Raw genomic sequence first — 23846 nt, 5'->3', positions numbered from 1 at the left:
TGAGAGGTCGCTGAACGATCAGAAGTCAGCCGAGGTCGTAGTACCTGCCTTTCCGGAAAGACAAACTTTGATCGTGTAATGAGGGCAGTTAAGGGTAGGCCATTCCGATAGAAGATGCTCTCGCAGGGATTTTACAGGCATGCCATCTATGCCATGGCTTCCTTTGTTTCTCTCCACTCTTTCCAGTGCCTGATGTAGATTCTGATCATTCAAGATTCTCTCCAACATGCTATCGACTCCCTCGTGAATAACCGTTCTTCTTGTGTGGCATCGTCTCTCCACCCTTCTAACGTCCCCCGCGGGATTCACCGCTTCCTCCGTTAGGAAGGTTTTCATGTTTCTGCTTCATCAAGGATGCGTAAGCAAAGGTGGTTATTCTCCTTACATGATTTGGTCCTTCCCATTCTTTTCTTTAATATAGAGGAGTAACTCTATGAATTCTTTCTCTTTTCCTATATAAAAATCGTTGTATAAATTTTTAATTTTTGTTGGTATCTGCTTCAAACATTCACTTTGAGCTACGGACCTTTTTTCTTTTGGAATGTTTTTAAATAATGATAAATATTCATTTCCCATTAGTGTACGCCCCAATTACGCGGATGCTCTGTGACCAGTTCTCCTTCCATAAATAATTTAATTTTCTCGGCACCTACTTTTGCTTTCATATACTTTCCTACGTGTCCATTAGTCATCCCCTCCTACTCGATTGTACTTTTGGAAAGTTTAACTTTGTTAAAGAAAAACTACGGCCTCAGCGATAAGGAATAGGCAGTAAGCCGAGTTTTTCTATTTGAAAAAAATAAAAATAATGTCGGTAATGCTAAAAATATAATTCGTGTTTAGTTTTAAAGACAGGGTAGAGAGCAAAATGTATCCATTTTGAAAGAATAGAAAATGATAGGAAAAAAGACCTATTAAAATTTTTGTGAACATTACAAGAAATTTCATGGTATATAAGTTATATTTAGTGAACAACCAGAGCAGATTGGGTTATATATAGTGAACTAAATGAATGAGACTTTCATCACGTGTGTGAAATCTAATAAATATTTAAATGTTTAATAGTACAATAGTTTTATGGGTAGTAATGGCTAAATTTTTGAATATAAAGGAAACATTTGCTTAAAATGCATACAAAATACGGGTATGATGGAGGGGGTCTAGGAATGATTAATGTATTGGTGGTAGATGATTCAGCATTTATGCGCAAACTCATATCTGATTTTATTAATGAACACCCTGGCATGAAAGCAAACGACACAGCAAGAAACGGCAAAGATGCCCTGCAAAAATTAACAAAACACAAGTACGACGTTGTAACCTTGGATATAGAGATGCCTGAAATGGGGGGCTTAGAAGCATTAACCCATATAATGAACGATCACCCTTGTCCGGTAATTATGGTTAGTTCTTTAACCCAAGAGGGGGCCGAACAGACCATGCAGGCAATGGAAGAAGGAGCTGTCGATTTTGTTGGGAAACCTTCTGGAGCTATTTCTTTAGATTTACACCTTATAAAAGAAGATTTAATTTTTAAGATCGAAGCTGCTGCAAAGGTAAATATGAGCGCTCATTTAAATAAAAAGACTATTCCAGGGAGGTTGCCAGCAAAAAAGACACTTCCTCACAAGATAGAGGAAAAGAAAATTTTGGCTATTGGTACCTCAACCGGAGGACCAAAAGCTCTTCAGAACGTATTGCCGTGTTTAGAAAGAAATTTCCCAGCACCTATATTTATAGTACAGCATATGCCGCCAGCATTTACGGAGTCATTAGCTAAACGCCTGGATCATTTAAGCAGTATTTCCATTAAAGAAGCAGTAGATGGAGAAGTAGCTAAAAAAGGAACAGCATACATAGCCCCAGGAGGAAAACATTTAAAAGTGAGAAAAATGGGGATGTCTCTTGTTAATGAAGTGACAAACGCTCCACCGTTAAATGGTCATCGGCCTTCGGTAGATGTACTTTTTTCCTCACTAGCTGAATTAAAAGAGTATCATACAGCTGCGTTAATCATGACAGGAATGGGAAGTGACGGTGCAAAAGGCTTACTTGAAATCAAAAAGAACCAAAGCTGTCTCGCAGTGGCAGAATCGAAAAAAACAGCTGTTGTTTACGGAATGCCTAAAGCAGCAGCCAACACAGCTGAGACTGACTACAATCTAGATCTTGACGAAATAGCCCCTTTTTTAAACCAACAATTTTGCAGGACTTGAATTTTGTGTAAAGGCGGGAATAAGAAAATGGAAGTTATTCAGCAAATTAAACCCTTTCATTTAGATGTACTAAAAGAGGCAGGAAACATTGGAGCTGGTAATGCAGCAACGTCTTTATCACAACTGTTGAATAAAAAAATAGATATGAAAGTGCCTTCTGTTCGTATTGCTGGTTTTCAGGAACTGCAAGGTGTTAGCAGGCGGGGAAGAAACGATAGTTGCGGCCACATTTCTTCGTATCACAGGAGAAGCACCTGGCAGCATATTTCTTATTCTGCAAAAAGAAGAAGCAGAAGAGTTATCCTATTATCTAACGGGTAAGAAGGTAGATATCGCAGAAGGAACATTTGATGAGTTGGCGGGTTCTGCCCTGCAAGAATTAGGAAACATATTAGCTGGTTCGTACTTGTCTGCATTATCTGATTTTACATCGATTAATATGCAGCCTTCTGTCCCGTCATTGGCTGTAGACATGGCAGGAGCTGTGATGAGTTCAGGGTTGATAGAAATTTCTCAAGCAGGTGATTATGCAATTGTGATCGATACGATTATGGAAGAAAACGAAGGAAACTTGTCGTCGGCAGCCACTGGTCAATTTTTTCTGTTTCCTGATCCTGATGCGTTTATAAAAATTTTTGAAGCCTTAGGGGTAGAGCTGCCATGAAAATCGACCATAAAAAGGTAATAAAAGTAGGAATGGCTGAATGGAAGCTAATAGAATCACCAAATACAATACGCACTTCCGGACTTGGCTCTTGTGTAGGTGTAGTTGTTTACGATCAATGGAGAAAGAAAGCTGTTTTAGCCCATATTATGCTCCCAGATTCTACGATGGCAAGGCACAAACAAATCAACCGGGCTAAATTTGCAGATACAGCTATAGAGGATGTCGTAGCTGTATTGCTAACAAAGGGGTGTTCCATCCAGAATATGAAAGCAAAAATAGCAGGAGGTGCCCAAATGTTCTCTTTTTCTTCAGCAAATGACATCATGAAAATCGGTCCGAGAAATGCAGAGGCTGTAAAAAATATATTACGAAAATATCATATACCTGTGACAGCAGAAGATATTGGCGGGAACAAAGGAAGAACAATTGAATTTGACCCAGAGTTTAGCACGCTTCACATTCGTACGGTTAATCAAGGAGAGGCCGTGATTTGATGAAATTTGATTCTTGGAAAACAAATGTTTTTGCTGCACTTATAGGTTTTATTGTTTTCTTTTTTTTATCATGGAGAGTAAATCTATTAACGACTTCGTTGATGAGAGCAGGACTTTTTAGTCTCATTATCTTCGTAACTGCTTTTTTGTTTCGCTGGATGCTGCGTAAAATACAAGCGGCCCCAATAGAAGATGATGATCACATTGAAGCACAAGGGGATTCTGTTGAACAAAAAGGCAGGGAGTCTGAAGAAAAACAAGAAAATGAGGATTCTTTGTCAGAAGAAGAAATAGAATTGGCGTCTCGATTTATGAAAGAAAAGCTGAACGAATGAAAGGAGGCTCTTTATGGCACGTTCGACTACGCATGCTCATCAAGAGATATGGGATAAATGGATAAGACACGGCGATGAGAATGCTGCCGATCAATTGGTAGAAGCATATATGCCGCTCATTCATTACCATGTTCAGCGAATTGGATCAAACCTTCCCAAAAATGTAGCAAGAGAAGAATTAATCAGCCATGGATTAACAGGATTATATGACGCAATGAAAAAATTTGATTTTTCAAGGGAGTTAAAATTTGATACTTATGCTTCTTTTCGTATTCGAGGCGCCATTATTGACGGGCTGCGCCAAGAAGATTGGATGCCAAGATCTTTAAGGGAAAAAGCAAAAAAAATAGAAGAAACTATGGAAAGTCTTGAACAAAAATATGGTCGCTATGTTTCGGAAGAAGAAGTAGGAAAAGCCCTTAGTATGAGTGGAGAAGAGGTAAGAAAAATTACATCAGAGAGTTTTTTTGCTAATACCTTATCAATTGATGAAGAAACACCAGAAGGGGAACGAGAAGAAACGTTCAGTGCTTCCATAGAAGATAGAGACGTATTGTCTCCAGAAGAAACATTAATAAAAACGGCAGCATTACAGGAACTCGCTGAGGTCATTCAGCACTTACCGGAAAAGGAAAAGTCAGTAATTGGGTTATTTTATCAAGAAGAAATGACATTAACAGAAATAGGAGTAATAATGAATCTCTCCACTTCCCGGATATCTCAAATCCATTCTAAAGCCCTTTTTCGATTAAAACAGGCTTTGATGAAACGCTTGGAGAACTAAGTAAAAAATCGGTTTTTCGTCATATGTTGTATTTCATTTCGTAACAAAGAAGGCTTGATGCTATGAGTTTACAAGATTTTTTCGAAGTGAGGATTTCAGAAGATAAGCTTTCAGCTCATGTGTTGGCAGCAGCTTCACTAGAGTCAACTTCTGATTGGACGCGAGAAGAATGGGATGTTTTTTTAAAGGAAGAGGGTGTCGTTTTTGGGGTCCTTGACGAAAACATCGACGCTTTGGTAAATGATCCGTCTTCTGTTGACTTTCCAATAGAAGTGGCCATAGGAATCGCTCCTAAAGATGGAGCACATGCATATATAAAGCCAGCAATAGAGGATGAGAAACAGCAAGAAATGAAAGAAACAAAAGGGGCAGTCAATTTAAAAAATGTCGTGGACATTCCAATGGTAGAGCAAGGCGAGCTTGTCGGTGAAAAAGTAGCAGCTGAAAAAGGCAGTGATGGAAGAGCAGTAGATAATGAGCCGTTAGAAGCAAAAAGATGGGCGTGATTTTGTGCTTCGTCCGGGAAAAACACGAAAGTGGAAGACAGCAGTCTTTACGCGGTAACATCTGGACAAGTAAGTATCCAAAAAAAGACCATCCATGTTTATCCATTGTATGAAATTAACGGCGATCTAGACTTGAAGACCGGAAATATTGATTTTACTGGGAACGTTCAAATCCGCGGTCATATTCCAGCAGGTTTTGAAGTAAAAGCTAAGGGAGACATAAGAGTACAAGGAACAGTAGAAGGTGCCTATTTAGAAGCGGAAGGCTCGATTTATATTTCTTCAGGAGTTACTGCTCAAAATAAAGGATTTATTCAAGCAGGAAAGGATATTGAAACAACATATTTAAATGAAGCGAATGTACAAGCAGGTGGGACAATCACTGTCAAACAAGCTATCATGCATAGTAATTGTGAGGCAGGAGAAAGCATTTATTGTCTGCAAAATAGAGGGCTCGTTGTAGGGGGGAATTTATCTGCTGTTCGTTCCATACACGTAAAAGAAGCTGGTAACCCTATGAATACGGCCACTTCTTTTTTCATTGGTATTCCACATCATTTTTTAAACGTGCAGCGTCAATACGAACATACTTTAATAGAAGCGAAAGAAGAAAGCCAAAAAATCATGCAGCTGTTAAAAGCTTTGGAGGCAAAAGAGAAGCAAGGAACACCTCTGTCGTCTAAAGAAAGAGTGATGAAACTAAGAGCTCGCAATACACTGAAGTCTTGGAAAGAGCGGGCAAAAGATGCAGCTGAAGAATTAGAAGAAATGCAAGGTATGTGTAATAATGAAGAAAAAGGTTTAGTAATTGTTGAAGGTACACTGCATCCGAATGTGGATTTTCATTTTGGAAAGTACCGCCGTAAAATAAATTCGACTTACAAGAAGGTAAAAATGCTATATGAAGAAGGAGAAGTTGCATTAAAAATAGTATAGGTTCATTATACGTTCGTAATAGTCCTGATTAGGAGGCGGTATAATGAGTTGGAAAGCAGTTGAGTTACAAGTAGCTATTCCAAGGACACAAGATGCAGGTAAGATTCAAGAGCAGCTTCATCATTGATCTCAAGCGGCTCAGGACAGGATGTCAGTTAAACAAGAAAAATTGAACAGACACAAGTTACTAATAAACAAAAAACGAATAAAAACCAGTTTGAAAAACAAAAAGACGGCGAGCCGAGCCGAGAGGGTTTCCAAAGCAGCAAAGGAAAAATGAAGAAGACGAAACGATAGATCATCCTTATAAAGGAAAAAAGATTGATTATACAGGGTAGGAATAAAAAATGACCATTGTTTTACTTGTTATCAGCATGGCTTTCCATTTGCTTACATTTTTTGTGTTCATTCTTTTTTATCAACAACAGCAAAAATTAAAAGAAGAGCGGCGTGAGCTATATGATATGCGTGAAGATTTGGAAGAACTATTGGAAAGCTGTACAGCAGATATAAAAAAAGAAAATGAAGAATTAAAACATTTATTCGATGAAAGGAGCACGTCCAATCTTAAACAAGAGCAGGCTGTTTTTCCGACAAATACGAATGAGCATCTTACTACTGTGGAAAAGAATGAGGGTCAGTCACAAAAATATAAAGACAAAGAGCAATCTTTCCATGAACAAGCTTCCTCTCCTTTGGATCCTTCATTTGAAAATTATTCTCCTCTAACAGAGCAAAAGACAGAGGATACGTTGGAACAGTCTTCCCAAGCGCAAGTTCTGTCTCTTGCTTCACAAGGATATAAGCAAGATGAGATTGCAAAAAAACTTAACATGGGAAAAGGAGAAGTCGATTTACTTTTAAAATTTTATCATAAATAGTGCTGACAATCTTGCGTTGCTATAAAACGTATGGTATATTAATCCACGGTGTTAATACACACGTCTGACTGATTTAAGCAACGGTGCCCTTGACAGGGTCTTGCTTAAATATGAAGCAGACGGAGGAAAAAACCTAAGGAGGAATAGAACATGGCTGTTATATCCATGAAACAACTGTTAGAAGCAGGGGTTCACTTTGGACATCAAACACGTCGCTGGAACCCGAAAATGAGCCGTTATATCTTTACAGAGCGAAACGGCATCTACATCATTGATTTACAAAAAACGGTGAAGAAAGTAGAAGAAGCGTACAAGTATGTGCGTGATCTCGCAGCAGACGGCGGTAAAATCTTGTTTGTTGGAACGAAAAAGCAAGCACAAGATTCTGTGCGTGAAGAAGCGCAGCGCTCTGGAATGTATTATATCAACCAGCGCTGGCTCGGCGGAACTCTTACAAACTTTGCAACAATCCGTAAGCGTATCGCACGTCTAAAAGACATTGAAAAAATGCAGGAAGATGGAACATTTGATGTTCTTCCGAAAAAAGAAGTTATGCTTTTGAAAAAAGAAATGGATCGTCTTGAGAAATTTCTCGGCGGTATTAAAGAAATGAACGAACTTCCGGACGCGATTTTTATCATTGACCCGCGCAAAGAGCGTATTGCCGTTGCGGAAGCTCATAAATTAAACATTCCGATCATTTCTATCGTGGACACTAACTGTGATCCTGATGAAATTAATAAAGTAATTCCTGGTAATGATGACGCGATTCGTGCTGTGCGTCTTTTAACTTCTAAAATGGCAGACGCTGTTATCGAAGCTACTCAAGGAGCAGAAGAAGCTGTTGCTGAACAGCCAAAAGAAAACGAAGCAGAAGAGAAGGAAGAAGAAGAAACCCTTTCCTAATCTTCACAGCATCCCTGCTCTTTAGCAGGCAGATATATGCTTAACTATAAAGGGTGATAAAAGGGGCATGCCCTTTGTCACCCTTTTTCCTTGCATAATTAGCCATACAATCAGTGAAAATGTACTTAACACAACCTTTAAACTATTTGGAGGAGGAATAATCCATGGCAATTTCGGCTAGCATGGTAAAAGAACTTCGTGAAAAAACAGGTGCAGGTATGATGGACTGCAAAAAAGCGTTAACAGAAACGGACGGTAATATGGATGAAGCAGTAAATTACCTTCGCGAAAAAGGAATTTCTAAAGCAGCTAAGAAAGCAGACCGTGTAGCAGCAGAAGGTCTTACTTACGTTACAAATGAAGGAAACAAAGCAGTTATTGTTGAAGTGAACGCAGAAACTGACTTCGTTGCAAAAAATGAAAACTTTCAAACTCTCGTTCAAAATATCGCAGACTACTTGCTTGAAAAGGAGCCAGCTGATGTAGAAGCTGCTCTCTCCGGAGAAATCGAAAACGGTGCAACATTAGAAGCATACATTAATGACCAGATTGCAAAAATTGGTGAAAAAATCTCTCTCCGCCGTTTTGAAGTTGTTCAAAAAGACGATAATGCAGCATTTGGTGCGTACTTGCACATGGGCGGCCGTATTGGCGTGCTGACTCTCTTAGAAGGTACAACAGATGAAGACTTGGCAAAAGATATTGCAATGCATGTAGCTGCTATCAACCCAAGTTATGTTTCCCGCGATGAAGTGCCTGCAGAAGAAACTGAAAAAGAACGTGAAGTGTTAAAGCAGCAAGCTTTAAATGAAGGCAAACCAGAAAATATTGTAGAAAAAATGGTTGAAGGCCGCATCAATAAATACTTTGAACAAATTTGCCTGCTTGATCAAGAATTTGTAAAAGATTCCGATCAAAAAGTTGGTAAATACGTGAAAAGTAAAGGTGCTTCTGTCAAAACATTTGTGCGTTATGAAGTAGGAGAAGGCATGGAAAAACGTGATGACAACTTCGCTGAAGAAGTAATGTCACAAGTGAAAAAATAATAAAACACTTTGACAGGGGCTGAAAGGCGTAGCTGTCTCAAATGATTTACATCGGCAGTCTGGTGGTACAAACCAGGTACCCTCTTCTATTGAGAAGGTCTACCCCGGCCCCTTCTTTGTGTTTGAGAAACAGGGACTGCTTCGTATATAAAGGCAGCCCCTCTTTTTCATAAGTGATAAATCAAATATTAAAACGGTCCAACGTTTAACGCTTTAACCATGCCGCACACTGCACTTAAGGAAAACGGGGGTTAAACATGGGAAAATATAATAGGGTAGTATTGAAATTGAGCGGAGAAGCCTTGGCAGGGCAGCAAGGATATGGAATTGATCCGGATGTCATTCAATCCATTGCTTCGCAGATAAAAGAAATTGTAAAATTAGATGTAGAAGTAGCTGTAGTTGTCGGCGGCGGCAATATTTGGCGCGGTATGGCAGGCAGTTCAAAAGGGATGGACCGGGCTACCGCTGATTACATGGGCATGCTAGCTACGGTGATGAATTCATTAGCTCTGCAAGACAGCTTAGAGGATAATGAGGTTGAAACGAGAGTGCAGACCTCTATTGAAATGAGACAGGTAGCAGAACCATACATACGCCGTAAAGCAATACGTCATCTCGAAAAAAAACGCGTTGTTATTTTTGCTGCTGGTACAGGAAACCCGTACTTTTCGACCGATACGACTGCAGCGCTTAGAGCAGCGGAAATTGAAGCAGAAGTTATATTGATGGCTAAAAACAAAGTAGATGGAGTATATGACGCAGATCCATTTGTAAATGAAAATGCAAAAAAATACCAGGAATTAACATATTTAGATCTCTTAAACGGCGGGTTAGGGGTTATGGATTCAACCGCCTCTACTCTATGCATGGATAACAATATTCCGCTGCTTGTTTTCTCTATTATGGAAGAAGGAAATATTAAAAAAGCGGTTCTTGGAGAAGATATAGGAACCGTGGTCAGGGGGAACGAATAATGGCGAAAGAAAAAATTCAAGAAGCAACTGAAAAAATGGGCAAATCTGTCGATTCTCTTCACAGAGAACTGGCAACGCTTCGAGCGGGACGGGCAAATCCGTCGATGCTTGATAAAGTAATGGTTAATTACTATGGAGCAGAAACACCTTTGAATCAACTTGCCACGATTTCTGTACCAGAAGCAAGACTTCTTATTGTTACTCCGTTCGATAAATCTTCTATTGGAGATGTTGAAAAAGGAATACAAAAAGCAGATCTTGGCCTGTCGCCAAATAACGATGGAGAAGTTATCCGCATTAACATTCCTTCGTTAACAGAGGAGCGAAGAAAAGAATTAAGTAAATTGGTGAAAAAATACGCTGAAGATGCCAGGGTTGCTGTACGAAATATACGCCGCGATGCAAATGATGAATTGAAAAAGCAGCAAAAAGAGGGCGAAATTACGGAAGATGAGCTGCGCAGACATCAAGATGAAGTTCAAAAGGTAACGGATAAACATATTAATACAATCGACAAAGCTGCTGAAAATAAAGAACAAGAAATTATGGAAGTTTAATGCAAATCACGTTACAATGAGAACGTGCTAATAAAACCCTCTTCTTAGTTAGGAGGGTTTTTTTGCACCGTTAAAGAATGAAAAATGAGTATAGATGATGTATGCTTAACTTACATATACGTTATACCTTAACAAAGGCTGGTGCCCTCTATATGATTAATCGATTTTTTCATCCCGCAGAAGTTAATAGTGAACAAAGTAATACACCTTTAGACCCGAACAATATCCCCGCACATATAGCAATTATTATGGACGGTAATGGACGCTGGGCCAAACAAAAAGGACTGCCGAGGATAGCCGGACATAGAGAAGGAATGAAAGTAATTAATAAAGTTGTTAAAAAAGCAGATGAACTCGGCGTGAAATATTTGACATTGTACGCTTTTTCTACAGAAAATTGGAAAAGGCCAAAATCAGAAGTGGATTTTTTGATGAAGTTACCAGAAAGATTTTTATCGAAGGAATTACCGAAGCTCCAAAAAAACAATGTGAAAGTACGAATTATGGGGGATGAGACACTTCTCCCGCCTCATACGATTCAAGCTGTAAGAAAAGCCGTTCAGGAAACATCTGAAAACACGGGTATGCTTTTAAATTTTGCTCTGAATTATGGAAGCAGACATGAGTTAGTGCATATGATGAAAAAAATGGGGGAAAGCATTTCAAAAGGAGAATTATCTCCTGAGGATATTGATGAAAAAATGATATCCGATCGTCTTTTAAGCAGCGGGCTTCCTGATCCTGATTTGCTCATACGGACAAGCGGTGAAAAGCGCCTTAGTAACTTTATGCTTTGGCAGCTTGCATACAGCGAATTTTGGTTTACAGAAGTACTTTGGCCTGATTTTAAGGAAAATGATCTAATGCAGGCCATTCAAACGTATCAACAGCGCAAAAGGCGGTACGGCGGTGTATAAATGGAGGACTAAACATGAAACAGCGACTTATTACCGGAATTATTGGTGCAATCGCATTATTAAGCGTCGTAATAATAGGAGATAATGTATTCACTCTTGCTATTGCCGTCGTCGCTTCCATAGCAATGTATGAGCTGTTAAAGATGAAACAAATCAAACCTATATCGTTAATGGGAATTATTAGTTTAATTATTATGTGGATTTTATTAGTTCCTTCGGATTGGCTTGATATTCCGCTTCTTTTGCACGTGTCGAAAGTAGAATTATTTTTAATGATGATTTTATTACTTTTGGCTTTAACGGTGGTCACGAAGAATACGTTTACATTTGATGAAGCAGGCTTTGTTATATTATCCTCAGTTTATATTGGATATGGATTTCATCATCTTATTTTAGCTAGAAATCTTGAAGATACTGGCCTTGTGATGGTTTTTTTAATCTTGTTCATTATTTGGGCTACTGATTCTGGTGCCTATTTTGTAGGGAAAAAATGGGGCAAACATAAGTTATCTCCACATATAAGCCCAAAAAAAACGGTTGAAGGATTTATCGGGGGAATTGTCGTTGCTGCAGTTATCGGTGTATTGTTTCATTCATATTTCCCTGTGTTTTCTTCAACCTTTACTTTAGCTGCTTTTATCATTGTGACTTCGGTTTTTGGCCAGCTTGGCGATCTCGTTGAATCGGCATTAAAGCGCCATTATGCTGTGAAAGACTCTGGCAGCGTATTACCTGGACACGGAGGCGTCCTTGACCGGTTTGATAGTTTAATTTTTGTCATGCCGATATTGCACTTTTTCCACTTTTTTGGATAAAGACTATATACATTTCACATATCATAAAGGAGCATATCAATGAAAAACATAGCTTTAATAGGTTCCACTGGCTCCATTGGTACCCAAACACTTGATGTTATTAGAAAGCACCCTGACCGTTTTAATCTTATATCCCTTGCAGCTGGCAGAAATGTAGAACGTGCTATTGAACAGGTCCAGGAATTTCAGCCGCGTGTGGTGGCCGTTGAACGAAAACAAGATGCAGAGAAAATTCAACAGCAATTTGGAGAGTTTGTGAAAGTATTCTATGGAAAAGAGGGCCTTATTGAAGCATCTGTATTACATGATGCTGATTTTTTAATGAATGCTTTAGTCGGAAGTCTTGGTCTTGAACCGACTTTGCAGGCAATGGAAGCTGGAGTGGATATCGGAATTGCCAATAAAGAAACGTTAGTAACAGCTGGGCACTTAGTTACAGAAAAAGCAAAAGCGCATAATGTAAACCTATTGCCGGTAGACAGCGAACATTCAGCGATCTTTCAAAGCCTCGAGGGAAATCGGATCGATGAAGTCGAAAGGCTTATCCTGACAGCTTCTGGAGGGAGTTTTAGAGAATATACACGTGATCAATTGGAAGGGGTGTCTGTAGAAGATGCTCTAAATCACCCTAATTGGAATATGGGTGCTAAAATCACAATTGATTCAGCAACAATGATGAATAAAGGATTTGAAGTAATGGAAGCACATTGGCTTTTTAATATCCCTTACGATGATATTGAAGTCCTTCTTCATAAAGAAAGCATTATTCATTCACTCGTTGAATATCGTGATAAAAGCGTTCTTGCTCAGCTTGGTACTCCTGATATGAGAGTTCCTATTCAATATGCAATGTCTTATCCAGAAAGGCTTGAATTAAGAGATACGAACAGGTTAAACTTATGGGAAATAGGAAAACTGCATTTTGATAAGCCTGATTTTGACCGATACCGTTGTTTACGCTATGCTTATGAAGCAGGAAGAACGGGCGGAACATTACCTGCGGTGTTAAATGCAGCTAACGAGGAAGCAGTGAAACAATTTCTGCAAGGAAAAATAACATTCCTTTCGATTGAAGAACACATAGAAAAAGCTCTAGAGCGTCATCAGGTCATTGCTGGTCCGTCCCTTGATACTATTTTGGAAGTAGATAAGGAAACAAGGGCATATGTTAGCTCTCGAATAGGATGAAGGTGGGAGAAACGTGGATACTTTAATAGCGATAATTATTATATTTGGTGTACTGGTAGCTGTTCATGAGTGGGGGCATCTATATTTTGCAAAAAAAGCAGGTATCCTTTGCCGTGAATTCGCTATCGGTTTTGGGCCGAAAATTTTCTCAACGAAGAGAAATGAAACCGTCTATACTATCCGTTTGTTACCGTTAGGCGGGTTTGTCCGTATGGCAGGAGAAGATCCTGAAGCTGTACAAATTAGACCTGGGTATGAAGTTGGTCTTGTATTTAATCTTGAAAATAAAGTTCGCCAAATTATTGTAAACAATAAATCAAAGCATCCTGAAGCAAAGGTTGTTTCTGTAGAGAGGATTGATCTTGAAAGACGTTTGCAAATTGAAGCATATACAGATGAGGATGAAGGGCTGCAAACATTTAAGGTAGACGATAAATGTGATGTCATTGTAGATGAAAAAGCTGAACAAATTGCCCCGCTCGATCGTCAATATGGTTCAAAAAAGCCATGGCAGAAAGCAGTTGCTATTTTTGCCGGCCCATTTATGAATTTTGCACTAGCATTCGTCATTCTTGTGACTTTTGGGTTGACTAGCGGAGTGCCTCAGGATGATGCCAAGTTAGGAGAATTCACGGAGGAGAGTCCAGCTAGGGAAGCAGGACTTGAAGAAGGTGACGAGGTTCGAGCGATTGAAGGCCAAGAAGTAAGCAGCTGGGATGAAATGACTACAGCTATTCGCGAGCATCCAAATGAAGAAATTACTTTCGAAGTAGTTAGAAATGGGGAAACACTTACTATCCCTGTCGAGACAAATTCGAGATATGATGAAATGGCAGAGCAAGAAGTCGGCATTATTGGGGTAGCAAGTGTGATGGCACACTCTCCTCTCGAAGCTGTCCAGTATGGTGCAAGTCAAGTCTATCAAGTGAGCATGCTTATTTTTGACGTGTTAGGGATGATCGTAACTGGTGAATTTTCACTTGATTACTTATCTGGACCAGTAGGTATCTATAATTATACAGGAGAAGCTGCTTCATTAGGAATGGCTGTGCTTATTCAGTGGGCTGCTATGTTAAGTGTCAACCTTGGGATTGTTAATTTACTCCCACTTCCGGCTTTGGATGGAGGAAGACTGCTGTTTATCTTTGCAGAAGCCGTGCGCGGAAAGCCAATAGATCCTCAAAAAGAAGGGATGATTCATTTTATTGGGTTTGCCTTGCTCTTTTTGTTGATGCTAGTAGTCACCTGGAATGATATTAATAAATTTTTTATGTAGGAAATGCTAACAATTATTGGACGTAATAACATAAGAAAGAGGGTTCTTCGTTTATGAGACAGCAATTATTTTTCAGTCCTACCATGAGAGAGGTTCCTCAGGGAGCAGATATACCGAGCCATCAGCTGATGCTTAGAGCCGGTCTTATTCGCCAGACAGCCTCTGGGATTTATTCTTATTTGCCGCTCGGACGCAAAGTCCTTCGCAAGGTCGAACAGATTATTCGGGAGGAAATGGACGCTGCCGGCGGTCAGGAGTTATTAATGCCTGCCATTCAACCTGCTGAGTTATGGGAGGAATCCGGACGGTTGGATGATTACGGTCCTGAGCTTATGCGATTAAAGGACAGGCATGAGCGGGACTTTGTGCTAGGGGCAACGCATGAAGAAGTCATCACCAGCCTTGTTCGAGATGAAGTAAACTCGTATAAAAAATTGCCGATGAACTTATATCAAATTCAAACAAAATATCGAGATGAACGCAGACCAAGATTTGGTGTGCTTCGCTCTCGTGAATTTATTATGAAAGATGCTTATTCATTTGATACGAATAAAGAGGATCTGGACAAAAATTACAGAGCCATGTATGAGGCGTATACAAATATATTTAAACGATGCGGATTGGATTTTCGAGCTGTAAAAGCGGATGCAGGTGCGATTGGAGGAAAAGGCGGCACCCACGAATTCATGGTGCTCTCTGATGTGGGGGAAGACACGATTGCTTATTCAAATAGCTCTGAATACGCAGCAAATATTGAAATTGCTGAGCTGCCGGATATGTATGAAAAAGCTGATTCTCCTTCTGAGAGCTTAAAAGAATTGTACACACCAGGAATGAGAACAATTGAAGATTTAACGAACGGCCTTGAAATAGAGAATAGCAGCTTGTTAAAATCAGTACTGTTTCTAATAGATGATAAACCTGTGTTAATCGTCTGCCGAGGCGATCATGAGATTAATGAAATAAAAGTTCAAAATGCTTTTGACGCTGAAAATGTAATGTTAGCAGAAACAGAAGACATTAAACATATTATGGGAACAGAAGCTGGTTTTATCGGGCCTGTAAACGCACCTGAAGAAGTAACAATCGTGTGTGACTTTGCGGTAAAGGCTGTATCTTCTGGTATTTGCGGAGCAAATCTAGTAGACAAACACTATCAAAATGTACACCCAGACCGTGATTTTAAAGTCGAAAAATATGGTGATTTCCGTCTCGTACAAGAAGGGGATCCATCCCCTGATGGTAAAGGTACGATCCAATTTGCCAAAGGGATTGAAGTCGGCCACGTCTTTAAACTTGGAACAAAATATAGTGAAGCCTTGGGAGCTCAGTATTTGGACGAAAACGGACGGGCTCAGCCAATTATTATGGGATGTTACGGAATCGGTGTAAGCAGAACCATTGCCGCGATTGTAGAACAGCACCATGACGATAACGGATTAATGTGGCCAAAGGCTGTTTCACCGTATGATCTCCATCTCTTAGTGTTAAACCCAAAGCAGGAAGAGCAGAACCAGCTAGGTGAAACATTATATGAAACGCTGAAAAGAGCAGGATACGATGTACTTTATGATGATAGGAAAGAACGTGCAGGCGTGAAATTTAAGGATTCTGATCTTTTTGGACTTCCGATCCGAATAGCATGTGGTAAAAAGGCAGCAGAAGGGATAGTAGAAGTAAAAATAAGACGGGATGGAAAAATGGAAGAAGTGCATATTAATGATTTGCCCTCGTATTTAGCATCGATAGAAAAAGAATTATTTTGATACATGCTTTAAGGCTGTTTTCAGGCTCTAATAACAGAGCCTATTTAAAACAGCCTTTTTGTTTCCAATGATGCTTTTAACGGTTTTCAAAAATAAACTGAACATGTAGCAAACATAGGACGTGGTGTTTATACATGGAGACATTCCGAGTTTTTCTAATAATGGGGGAGGACTATATCCTATGAGCACCGAGGAGAACCAAATTAGAAGAGATCGTTTTCAATTGCTCCTTCAACAGATTATGATGCCAAAAGATGTTATCGACGAACATTTTAAAGGAGGAAAAGTTGACAAATTAACGATATGGAAAGAAGAAAAGAAGTGGCATTTTCGATTCACGTTGTTAACTCCTCTTCCGTATGAAGTATTTTTACAATTAGAAGAAAGAATTACTAGAGCTTTTCAGCAAATAGCCTCTGTGCAATTTTCTATTTCCTATGAACAAGAAGCACTGCCACTGTCACATATACCTTCTTACTGGCCTTCTATTATTAACAGGCTCGAGGGACTAGCTCCCTACGTAAGGCAACGTTTGAATGGCAGAACGCCAACCATAACAGGCAACAAATTAACGATTATTTGTAAAAATGAAGCAGAAGGTGCTGCTCTTGAACGCCGATTACATGAGCCTCTTAATAAAATATTGGCTGAATTTGGTTTTCCAACCTGTCAAATAGAGACGAAAGTGGAAACGTCAGCAGAAGAGGTAGCTCAGTTTGAGGAAAAAAAGAAACAAGAAGACCGTTCCAAAATAGTAGAAGTGATGATGGAAAAGAAAAAACAGGAAAAACAAACGCAGGAAGAAAATAAAGTTAAAACCTTGCAGATTGGATATCCGATTAAAGATGAACCTGTACCGCTAGAAACCATTCAAGAAGAAGAAAGACGAATGACCGTACAAGGTTATGTATTTGAGGCGGAAACAAGAGAACTTAGAAGCGGCAGAACGTTATTAACGTTTAAAATAACCGATTATACGGATTCCATATTGGTGAAAATGTTTTCAAGAGATAAAGAAGATGTTCCTCAATTTGAAGCACTCAAAAAAGGAATGTGGCTGAAAGTACGAGGCGGCGTACAAAATGATACATTTGTTCGTGATTTAGTTATGATTGCAAATGATATTATTCAAATACAGCCGGATATTCGAACGGATGATGCAGAAGAGAAAAGAGTAGAATTGCATGCTCATACAGTGATGAGTCAAATGGACGCCACGGTTACAGCTTCTCAATATGTAGAAAAAGCAGCGGAATGGGGACATGAAGCAGTCGCTATTACCGATCATGGAGTGGTGCAAGCTTTCCCGGAAGCTTATAATGCTGGACAGAAACATGGAATTAAAGTGTTGTACGGAATGGAAGCAAATCTTGTAGATGACGGTGTACCCATTGCTTATAACGAGGCGGACAGAAATCTATATGATGACACATTTGTTGTTTTTGACGTCGAAACAACCGGACTCTCGGTCGTATACGACACCATTATTGAATTAGCGGCAGTAAAAGTGAAAGACGGAGAAATTGTTGATCGTTTTGAATCTTTTGCGAACCCGCATGAGAAGCTATCAGACACAATTATAGACCTTACAGGTATAACCGATGATATGGTTGAAAATGCCCCAGAAGTGAGTACGGTATTAAAAGACTTCAAAGAATTTACGGAAGATGCCGTCCTTGTGGCTCACAATGCCAGCTTTGATATGGGCTTTTTAAATGAAGGGTATAAAAAAGCAGACATAGAAACTGCTGAAAATCCAGTGATTGATACTTTAGAGCTGGGCCGTTTTCTCTACCCGCAATTAAAAAACCACCGATTGAACACGCTTTGTAAAAAGTTTGATATTGAACTGGTCAGCCATCACCGCGCGATTTATGATGCGGAGGCTACTGGTTATTTGTTATGGAAAATGGTCAAAGACGCAATAGAAAAAGGAATCAACTACCACTATGAATTAAATAAAAATATGGGACAAGGTGATTTTCATCGGCTCAGACCTTCTCATTGTACTTTAATCGCTGAAAATCAAGAAGGGTTAAAAAATTTATATAAACTCGTATCCATGTCTCATATTGATTACTTTTTCCGGACTCCCCGTATTCCAAGATCCAAACTTCAAAAGCACCGCAAAGGTATTTTAGTAGGTTCAGGGTGTGACAAAGGAGAAGTTTTTGAGACAATGATGCAAAAATCAGGAGACGAAGCAAAGAAAGCTGCTGAGTTTTATGATTACCTAGAAGTGCAGCCTCCTGGTAACTATTCTCACCTCGTCGAAAAAGAACTGCTTCGAAACGAGGATGCTATTTATGATATTTTAAAAAAAATAATCACGCTCGGTGAGGAACTCGGAAAACCGGTTATTGCTACAGGAAATGCTCATTACATGGAGCCTCAAGATCACGTATACAGAAAGATATTGATTGCTTCACAAGGCGGGGCTAATCCATTAAATAAACAAACCTTACCGCAAGTTCATTTTAAAACGACGAAAGAGATGCTAGAGAGCTTTTCTTTTCTTGAAACAGATACGGCACGATCTATAGTTATTGATAATGCCAGGGAACTCGCCGGCCGTGTTGAGGAGATACATCCTATTCCTGATGAATTATACACGCCAAACATCGAAGGGTCCGACCAGGAAATTCGTGAAATGAGTTATGGGTTGGCTAAAAGCATTTACGGTGATCCATTGCCTGAAATTGTTGAAAAAAGGCTTGAAAAAGAGTTAGAAAGTATAATTGGCCATGGATTCGCTGTTATTTATTTAATATCTCAGAAGCTCGTGAAAAAATCTTTAGATGACGGCTATCTGGTAGGGTCCCGAGGTTCGGTAGGTTCCTCTTTTGTTGCAACGATGACAGAAATTACAGAAGTAAATCCGCTCCCTCCGCATTACGTATGTCCGTCTTGTAAGCATTCGCATTTCTTTAACGATGGCTCTGTCGGTTCTGGCTTTGATTTACCTGATAAAGAATGTGAACAGTGTGGAACACTTTATGTTAAAGACGGGCAAGATATTCCGTTTGAAACGTTTCTCGGGTTTAAGGGAGATAAAGTTCCGGATATTGATTTGAACTTTTCCGGAGAATATCAGCCAATTGCTCATAACTATACAAAAGAGCTGTTTGGAGAAGACAGTGTTTACCGTGCAGGCACGATTGGAACAGTAGCAGATAAAACAGCTTATGGTTTTGTTAAAGGCTATCAAGGAGATTTGGATATTCATTACCGTGGGGCAGAAATCGACAGACTGGTTTCTGGATGTACAGGGGTAAAACGAACAACAGGACAACATCCAGGCGGGATTATCGTTGTCCCAGATGAATATGATATTCATGACTTCTGCCCGATTCAATTTCCTGCAGATGATAAGGGATCAGAATGGAGAACAACACATTTTGACTTTCATTCCATTCATGATAATTTGTTAAAACTTGATATACTCGGTCACGATGATCCAACGGTGATTCGTATGCTCCAAGATTTGAGCGGGATAGATCCGAAAACGATACCTACAGATGACGAAGAAGTTATGAAGATATTTAGCGGACCAGAAGTACTTGGAGTGACACCAGAACAAATACTGTGTAAAACAGGAACATATGGTATACCTGAGTTTGGTACTAGGTTTGTTCGGCAGATGCTTGAAGAGACAAATCCAAGCACATTTTCAGAGCTTGTTCAAATATCCGGGCTGTCTCACGGGGCAGATGTTTGGCTGGGCAATGCGCAGGAACTTATCCAAAGCGGTACGTGTGTGCTTAAAGATGTGATCGGCTGTCGTGATGACATTATGGTTTATCTCATTTACAAAGGTGTGGAACACTCTCTCTCCTTTAAAATCATGGAATTTGTCCGAAAAGGCAGAGGACTGCAGGAAGAATGGGTAGAAGAAATGAAAAAGCACGGCGTTCCTGATTGGTATATTGAATCGTGCCTGAAAATTAAATATATGTTCCCGAAAGCACATGCCGCAGCTTATGTGTTAATGGCTGTTCGTATTGCTTATTTTAAAGTCCATTATCCTATATTATTTTATGCAGCTTACTTTACGGTCAGAGCAGACGACTTTGATCTGGGAACAATGGTTAAAGGAGCTGCTTCTATCAGAAGCAGAATTGAGGAAATTCAAGCGAAAGGTTTGGATGCTTCCCCGAAAGAAAAAAGTTTAGTAACAGTATTAGAGCTGGCGCTTGAAATGTGTGAAAGAGGATTTACTTTCCAAAAAGTAGATTTGTACCGCTCAAAAGCAACAGAGTTTGTTGTTGATGGAGACAGCTTAATTCCTCCGTTTAACGCACTCGACGGGGTAGGTACGAACGCGGCAGTTAATATTGAGAAAGCTAGAGAAGCTGGAGAATTTTTATCTAAAGAAGACTTGCAGCAGCGAAGCAAAGCAACAAAAACAGTTATTGAGCACTTAGATTTACATGGTTGTCTTGAAGGTCTGCCCGATTCAAATCAACTATCGCTTTTTTAAGGAATAAGATTTTTTACATGCGGTATGCTGTCGATCCTTAGCAGCTTGCTGCACATGCGATAAATGCTCATTTGCTGCAGGCGCTAATTGAGGAAGGAGCTTAATGTTCCATTACCTTAGCCGAACTTCCTCGATCAAGGAGCTTCCGCTTTTCTTACAGATGGCGTCATTTGTCGAAAACGGAGTATGTTGCATTCTATGGCAGAGTGTGGTAGTCTTTTTGATGGATACTTCAAATATGCACGGGGCGAAGAGTGGGTAATTACCCACTCTTTCGTTTGCAATTATAGCATTCTTTAAGATACCGGATCACACACATGTAAAGACTTAAATTGATCTATACTAAGAAAATCCATGCAGTTCTTTTTTATACTTTAGAATGTTAACTTTGTTAAAGGATCGATATAAGCAAAACTACGACTTTCGCCATTTGAACTTAACGGCAAGCAAAGTTTTTCTAATGTATGGAAGGAACGACATGACCTATGTTTTTAAATTCTGCTTTGATTCCTGAAACAGGTCATTCAGCGTTGTCGTAAAACGTTTATTATTAAGCATTCCTGCTGGATAATACTTTTAACAAGACGACGCATTTAAAGGTACCTCGCCCCCTTCACGTTTGTCGAGGGAAATATCACATACTTTTCTAAGACTCTGTATAAAGTACGGCATTCATTCGCCATAAGAACTCGTCGACAAGCCGAGTTTTTCTAATACTTTAGGGAAGTTTAGCTATGCACTAAGGCTTTCGCCATTTGGACTTGGAGGTAAGCCAAGTTTTTCTAATAAGGAGGCAGGAAATGAGTGAAAGAATAAAAGATACAGCATCCAGACTGGCACAGCCTATTTTAGAAGAAATGAATTTAGAATTAATTGATGTGGAATATAAAAAGGAAGGGAAAAATTGGTTTTTACGCGTATTTATAGATGGTGAAAAAGGCGTTGATATCGAAGACTGCGGAAAAGTAAGCGAGCGTCTTAGTGAACAACTTGATAAAGAAGATCCGATTCAAGGAATGTACTATCTTGAAGTCTCTTCTCCAGGTGCTGAGCGCCCATTAAAAAACGATAAAGACATTGCCAGGTCGATTGGCAAGCATGTTTATGTTACTACTTATGAAGCCATTGATGGTGAAAAAGCATTTGAAGGATTACTTAAAGACTTTGATGGAGAAACATTAACGATCGAAGGGAAAGTGAAGCAAAAGACAGTAACGTATACTGTTCCATACAATAAGGTGGCAAAAGCACGACTTGCTATCCAATTTTAAGAAGATACCGGAGCCAATAGAAATACCAGCCGTAAAAAGGGGGAACCAAAGTCCATGAACAGTGATTTTATGGAGGCGCTAACGACATTAGAAACTGATAAAGGCATTGAAAAAGAAATTATTTTAGAAGCCATTGAAGCAGCATTGATTTCTGCATATAAACGAAACTTTAACCAGGCTCAAAACGTACGGGTTTCTATAAACCGTGAAAACGGAAGCATTAGGGTGTTTGCCCGTAAGGAAGTTGTAGAAGAAGTATTTGATCCTCGACTTGAGATTTCGCTTGAAGCAGCCAAAGACATGAATCCAAACTATGAATTAGATGATGTGGTTGAGCTTGAGGTGACGCCGAAAAATTTCGGAAGAATTGCTGCTCAAACTGCTAAACAAGTAGTTACTCAGCGAGTGCGTGAAGCGGAAAGAAGCATCATTTATTCAGACTTTATTGATCGTGAAGAAGATATTATGACCGGGATTGTGCAGCGCCAGGACAACCGTTTTATTTACGTTGACCTTGGAAAAGTAGAAGCATTGCTCCCACAAGGAGAACAAATGCCAAATGAAACATATAAGCACAATGACCGGATTAAAGCGTATATAACAAAAGTGGAGAAGACAACGAAAGGCCCGCAAATTCTTATATCCCGCAGTCACCCAGGTCTTTTGAAGCGGCTGTTCGAGCTTGAAGTCCCAGAAATTTATGATGGAACCGTAGAAATATTATCGGTGGCTAGAGAAGCCGGTGACCGCTCTAAAATCTCTGTGTATGCAGAAGATCCAGACGTGGATCCGGTTGGAGCTTGTGTTGGTCCGAAAGGGCATCGTGTGCAAGCTATTGTTGATGAATTGAAAGGAGAAAAAATCGATATTGTTCATTGGTCTGAGGATACTTTTGAATATGTTTCCAATGCGTTAAGTCCATCCAAAGTTCTTGACGTACAGGTGGATGATGAGGAAAAAAGCACGCTTGTTATCGTTCCTGATTATCAACTTTCTCTCGCTATTGGTAAAAGAGGTCAAAATGCTAGACTGGCAGCAAAATTAACAGGGTGGAAAATTGATATTAAAAGCGAATCGGAAGCAGAAGAACTAGGCCTTTATGACCCAAACGCCCCTGCTTCTAAACCAAATGTAGAAGAAGAATCGGAGGAGCTGCTTGAAAGTGATGAAGCTTTGGCTTTTGAAGACAGCAGCGATGAAGAATATATAGAAGAAGATTGATGGGTGGAAAAGGAGCGAAGAACCTTGAAAAAGAAAAAGCCTATACGAAAATGCATTGTGACAGGTGAAGCGAAAGAGAAAAAAGAACTCGTTCGTATTGTAAGGGACCCGGACGGTAATGTCTTTGTAGACCACACTGGCAAAAAAAACGGCCGCGGTGCTTATTTAACTAATGATGAACAATGTTTTCTCCAGGCCAAAAAGAAAGATGCTCTCTCCCGTCATTTAAACACACAAGTTTCTCCGGAGGTTTATGAACGCCTGCTTGAGGAAAGAAAGAAAGGAACGAAATAATGAACGATTCTTTTCACTCCTTCCTCGGACTAGCCGCTAGAGCTGGTAAATTAAAGACGGGAGAAGAAACAGTACTGAAAGAGATAAGAAATCAGTCTCTTCATCTCGTCATTGTGGCCGGAGATGCTTCACCAAACACACGAAAAAAATTCAAAGATAAGTCCAGCTATTATCAAGTGCCGCTCTTCATTGCAGGCGACCGGGACTCACTCGGTCATGCTATTGGAAAAAATAGCCGTGTAATCATTGGCGTTACAGATAAAGGGTTTGCCAAAAAGCTGATCTCAATGCTGGATAATTAGAAGGTGGAGGT

The 23846-nt window shown here is 39.7% G+C and carries 21 protein-coding genes and 2 pseudogenes; 22 read left to right on the top strand and 1 reads right to left on the bottom strand.

Annotated elements, in window-relative coordinates:
• Positions 1-384: 384 nt before the first annotated feature.
• Positions 385-683: pseudogene (locus CEF16_RS24300) on the bottom strand (IS21 family transposase); the annotation flags it as partial.
• A 483-nt stretch (positions 684-1166) separates the two neighbouring features.
• Here CEF16_RS24300 and CEF16_RS05650 point away from each other — a divergent pair.
• From CEF16_RS05650 to CEF16_RS05545, 22 genes and pseudogenes are all read left to right on the top strand, one after another.
• The gene (locus CEF16_RS05650; protein ID WP_091583057.1) at positions 1167-2216 is read left to right on the top strand and encodes a protein-glutamate methylesterase/protein-glutamine glutaminase; all 1050 of its coding nucleotides are present in this window, start codon (positions 1167-1169) and stop codon (positions 2214-2216) included.
• A 27-nt stretch (positions 2217-2243) separates the two neighbouring features.
• Positions 2244-2880: pseudogene (locus CEF16_RS05645) on the top strand (chemotaxis protein CheC).
• On the top strand, positions 2877-3377 hold the full coding sequence (locus CEF16_RS05640) for a chemotaxis protein CheD (RefSeq protein ID WP_091583059.1): 501 nt from the start codon (positions 2877-2879) through the stop codon (positions 3375-3377). Before CEF16_RS05645 ends, CEF16_RS05640 begins: the two are co-directional and overlap by 4 nt.
• The gene (locus CEF16_RS05635) at positions 3374-3712 is read left to right on the top strand and encodes a heme biosynthesis protein HemY (RefSeq protein WP_139185921.1); all 339 of its coding nucleotides are present in this window, start codon (positions 3374-3376) and stop codon (positions 3710-3712) included. Before CEF16_RS05640 ends, CEF16_RS05635 begins: the two co-directional genes overlap by 4 nt.
• Before the next feature lie 13 nt (positions 3713-3725).
• Positions 3726-4496, top strand: coding sequence for a FliA/WhiG family RNA polymerase sigma factor (locus CEF16_RS05630; RefSeq protein WP_091583065.1), 771 nt, complete (start codon positions 3726-3728; stop codon positions 4494-4496).
• Between the two features lie 62 nt (positions 4497-4558).
• A complete protein-coding gene (locus tag CEF16_RS25095; RefSeq protein WP_091583068.1) occupies positions 4559-5002 on the top strand; it encodes a flagellar assembly protein A in 444 nt (147 codons plus the stop codon).
• 30 nt (positions 5003-5032) lie between these two features.
• Complete coding sequence (locus tag CEF16_RS05620) at positions 5033-5938, top strand: flagellar assembly protein A (RefSeq protein WP_091583070.1); 906 nt, start codon at positions 5033-5035, stop codon at positions 5936-5938.
• A gap of 347 nt (positions 5939-6285) precedes the next feature.
• Positions 6286-6819, top strand: a complete 534-nt coding sequence (locus CEF16_RS05615) for a DUF6115 domain-containing protein (RefSeq protein WP_091583073.1) — start codon at positions 6286-6288, stop codon at positions 6817-6819.
• 150 nt (positions 6820-6969) lie between these two features.
• The gene (rpsB, locus tag CEF16_RS05610; RefSeq protein WP_091583075.1) at positions 6970-7725 is read left to right on the top strand and encodes a 30S ribosomal protein S2; all 756 of its coding nucleotides are present in this window, start codon (positions 6970-6972) and stop codon (positions 7723-7725) included.
• 164 nt (positions 7726-7889) lie between these two features.
• A complete protein-coding gene (tsf, locus tag CEF16_RS05605) occupies positions 7890-8771 on the top strand; it encodes a translation elongation factor Ts (RefSeq protein WP_091583078.1) in 882 nt (293 codons plus the stop codon).
• A gap of 257 nt (positions 8772-9028) precedes the next feature.
• Positions 9029-9748 carry a UMP kinase gene (pyrH, locus tag CEF16_RS05600; protein WP_091583081.1) on the top strand — a complete coding sequence of 240 codons (720 nt, stop codon included), beginning with the start codon at positions 9029-9031 and terminating at the stop codon, positions 9746-9748.
• Complete coding sequence (frr, locus tag CEF16_RS05595) at positions 9748-10305, top strand: ribosome recycling factor (RefSeq protein WP_091583083.1); 558 nt, start codon at positions 9748-9750, stop codon at positions 10303-10305. Before pyrH ends, frr begins: the two co-directional genes overlap by 1 nt.
• Before the next feature lie 152 nt (positions 10306-10457).
• Positions 10458-11222 carry an undecaprenyl pyrophosphate synthase gene (locus CEF16_RS05590; RefSeq protein WP_091583234.1) on the top strand — a complete coding sequence of 255 codons (765 nt, stop codon included), beginning with the start codon at positions 10458-10460 and terminating at the stop codon, positions 11220-11222.
• Positions 11223-11236: 14 nt separating this feature from the next.
• Positions 11237-12037 (top strand): phosphatidate cytidylyltransferase, encoded by an 801-nt coding sequence (locus CEF16_RS05585; protein WP_091583086.1) that lies wholly within the window; start codon positions 11237-11239, stop codon positions 12035-12037.
• Positions 12038-12076: 39 nt separating this feature from the next.
• Positions 12077-13225, top strand: coding sequence for a 1-deoxy-D-xylulose-5-phosphate reductoisomerase (locus tag CEF16_RS05580; RefSeq protein ID WP_091583089.1), 1149 nt, complete (start codon positions 12077-12079; stop codon positions 13223-13225).
• Positions 13226-13238: 13 nt separating this feature from the next.
• Positions 13239-14501, top strand: a complete 1263-nt coding sequence (gene rseP / locus CEF16_RS05575) for an RIP metalloprotease RseP (RefSeq protein WP_091583091.1) — start codon at positions 13239-13241, stop codon at positions 14499-14501.
• Between the two features lie 53 nt (positions 14502-14554).
• Positions 14555-16267: a proline--tRNA ligase gene (locus CEF16_RS05570; RefSeq protein ID WP_091583094.1), complete on the top strand. Its 1713-nt coding sequence runs from the start codon at positions 14555-14557 to the stop codon at positions 16265-16267.
• Between the two features lie 181 nt (positions 16268-16448).
• Positions 16449-20747 (top strand): PolC-type DNA polymerase III, encoded by a 4299-nt coding sequence (locus tag CEF16_RS05565; protein ID WP_091583097.1) that lies wholly within the window; start codon positions 16449-16451, stop codon positions 20745-20747.
• Between the two features lie 800 nt (positions 20748-21547).
• A complete protein-coding gene (gene rimP, locus CEF16_RS05560) occupies positions 21548-22018 on the top strand; it encodes a ribosome maturation factor RimP (RefSeq protein WP_091583100.1) in 471 nt (156 codons plus the stop codon).
• Positions 22019-22072: 54 nt separating this feature from the next.
• Complete coding sequence (gene nusA / locus CEF16_RS05555; protein ID WP_091583102.1) at positions 22073-23239, top strand: transcription termination factor NusA; 1167 nt, start codon at positions 22073-22075, stop codon at positions 23237-23239.
• 24 nt (positions 23240-23263) lie between these two features.
• Positions 23264-23533 carry an RNase P modulator RnpM gene (rnpM, locus tag CEF16_RS05550; protein WP_091583105.1) on the top strand — a complete coding sequence of 90 codons (270 nt, stop codon included), beginning with the start codon at positions 23264-23266 and terminating at the stop codon, positions 23531-23533.
• Positions 23533-23835, top strand: a complete 303-nt coding sequence (locus tag CEF16_RS05545) for a YlxQ family RNA-binding protein (RefSeq protein ID WP_091583108.1) — start codon at positions 23533-23535, stop codon at positions 23833-23835. Before rnpM ends, CEF16_RS05545 begins: the two co-directional genes overlap by 1 nt.
• Positions 23836-23846 lie beyond the last annotated feature (11 nt).

Origin of the sequence: Alteribacillus bidgolensis, from assembly GCF_002886255.1 — a bacterium.
GTDB classification, from domain to species: Bacteria; Bacillota; Bacilli; order Bacillales; family Marinococcaceae; genus Alteribacillus; species Alteribacillus bidgolensis.
The sequence above is the reverse complement of the archived record's forward strand: the minus strand, read 5'-3'. Positions and strand labels throughout refer to the sequence as shown.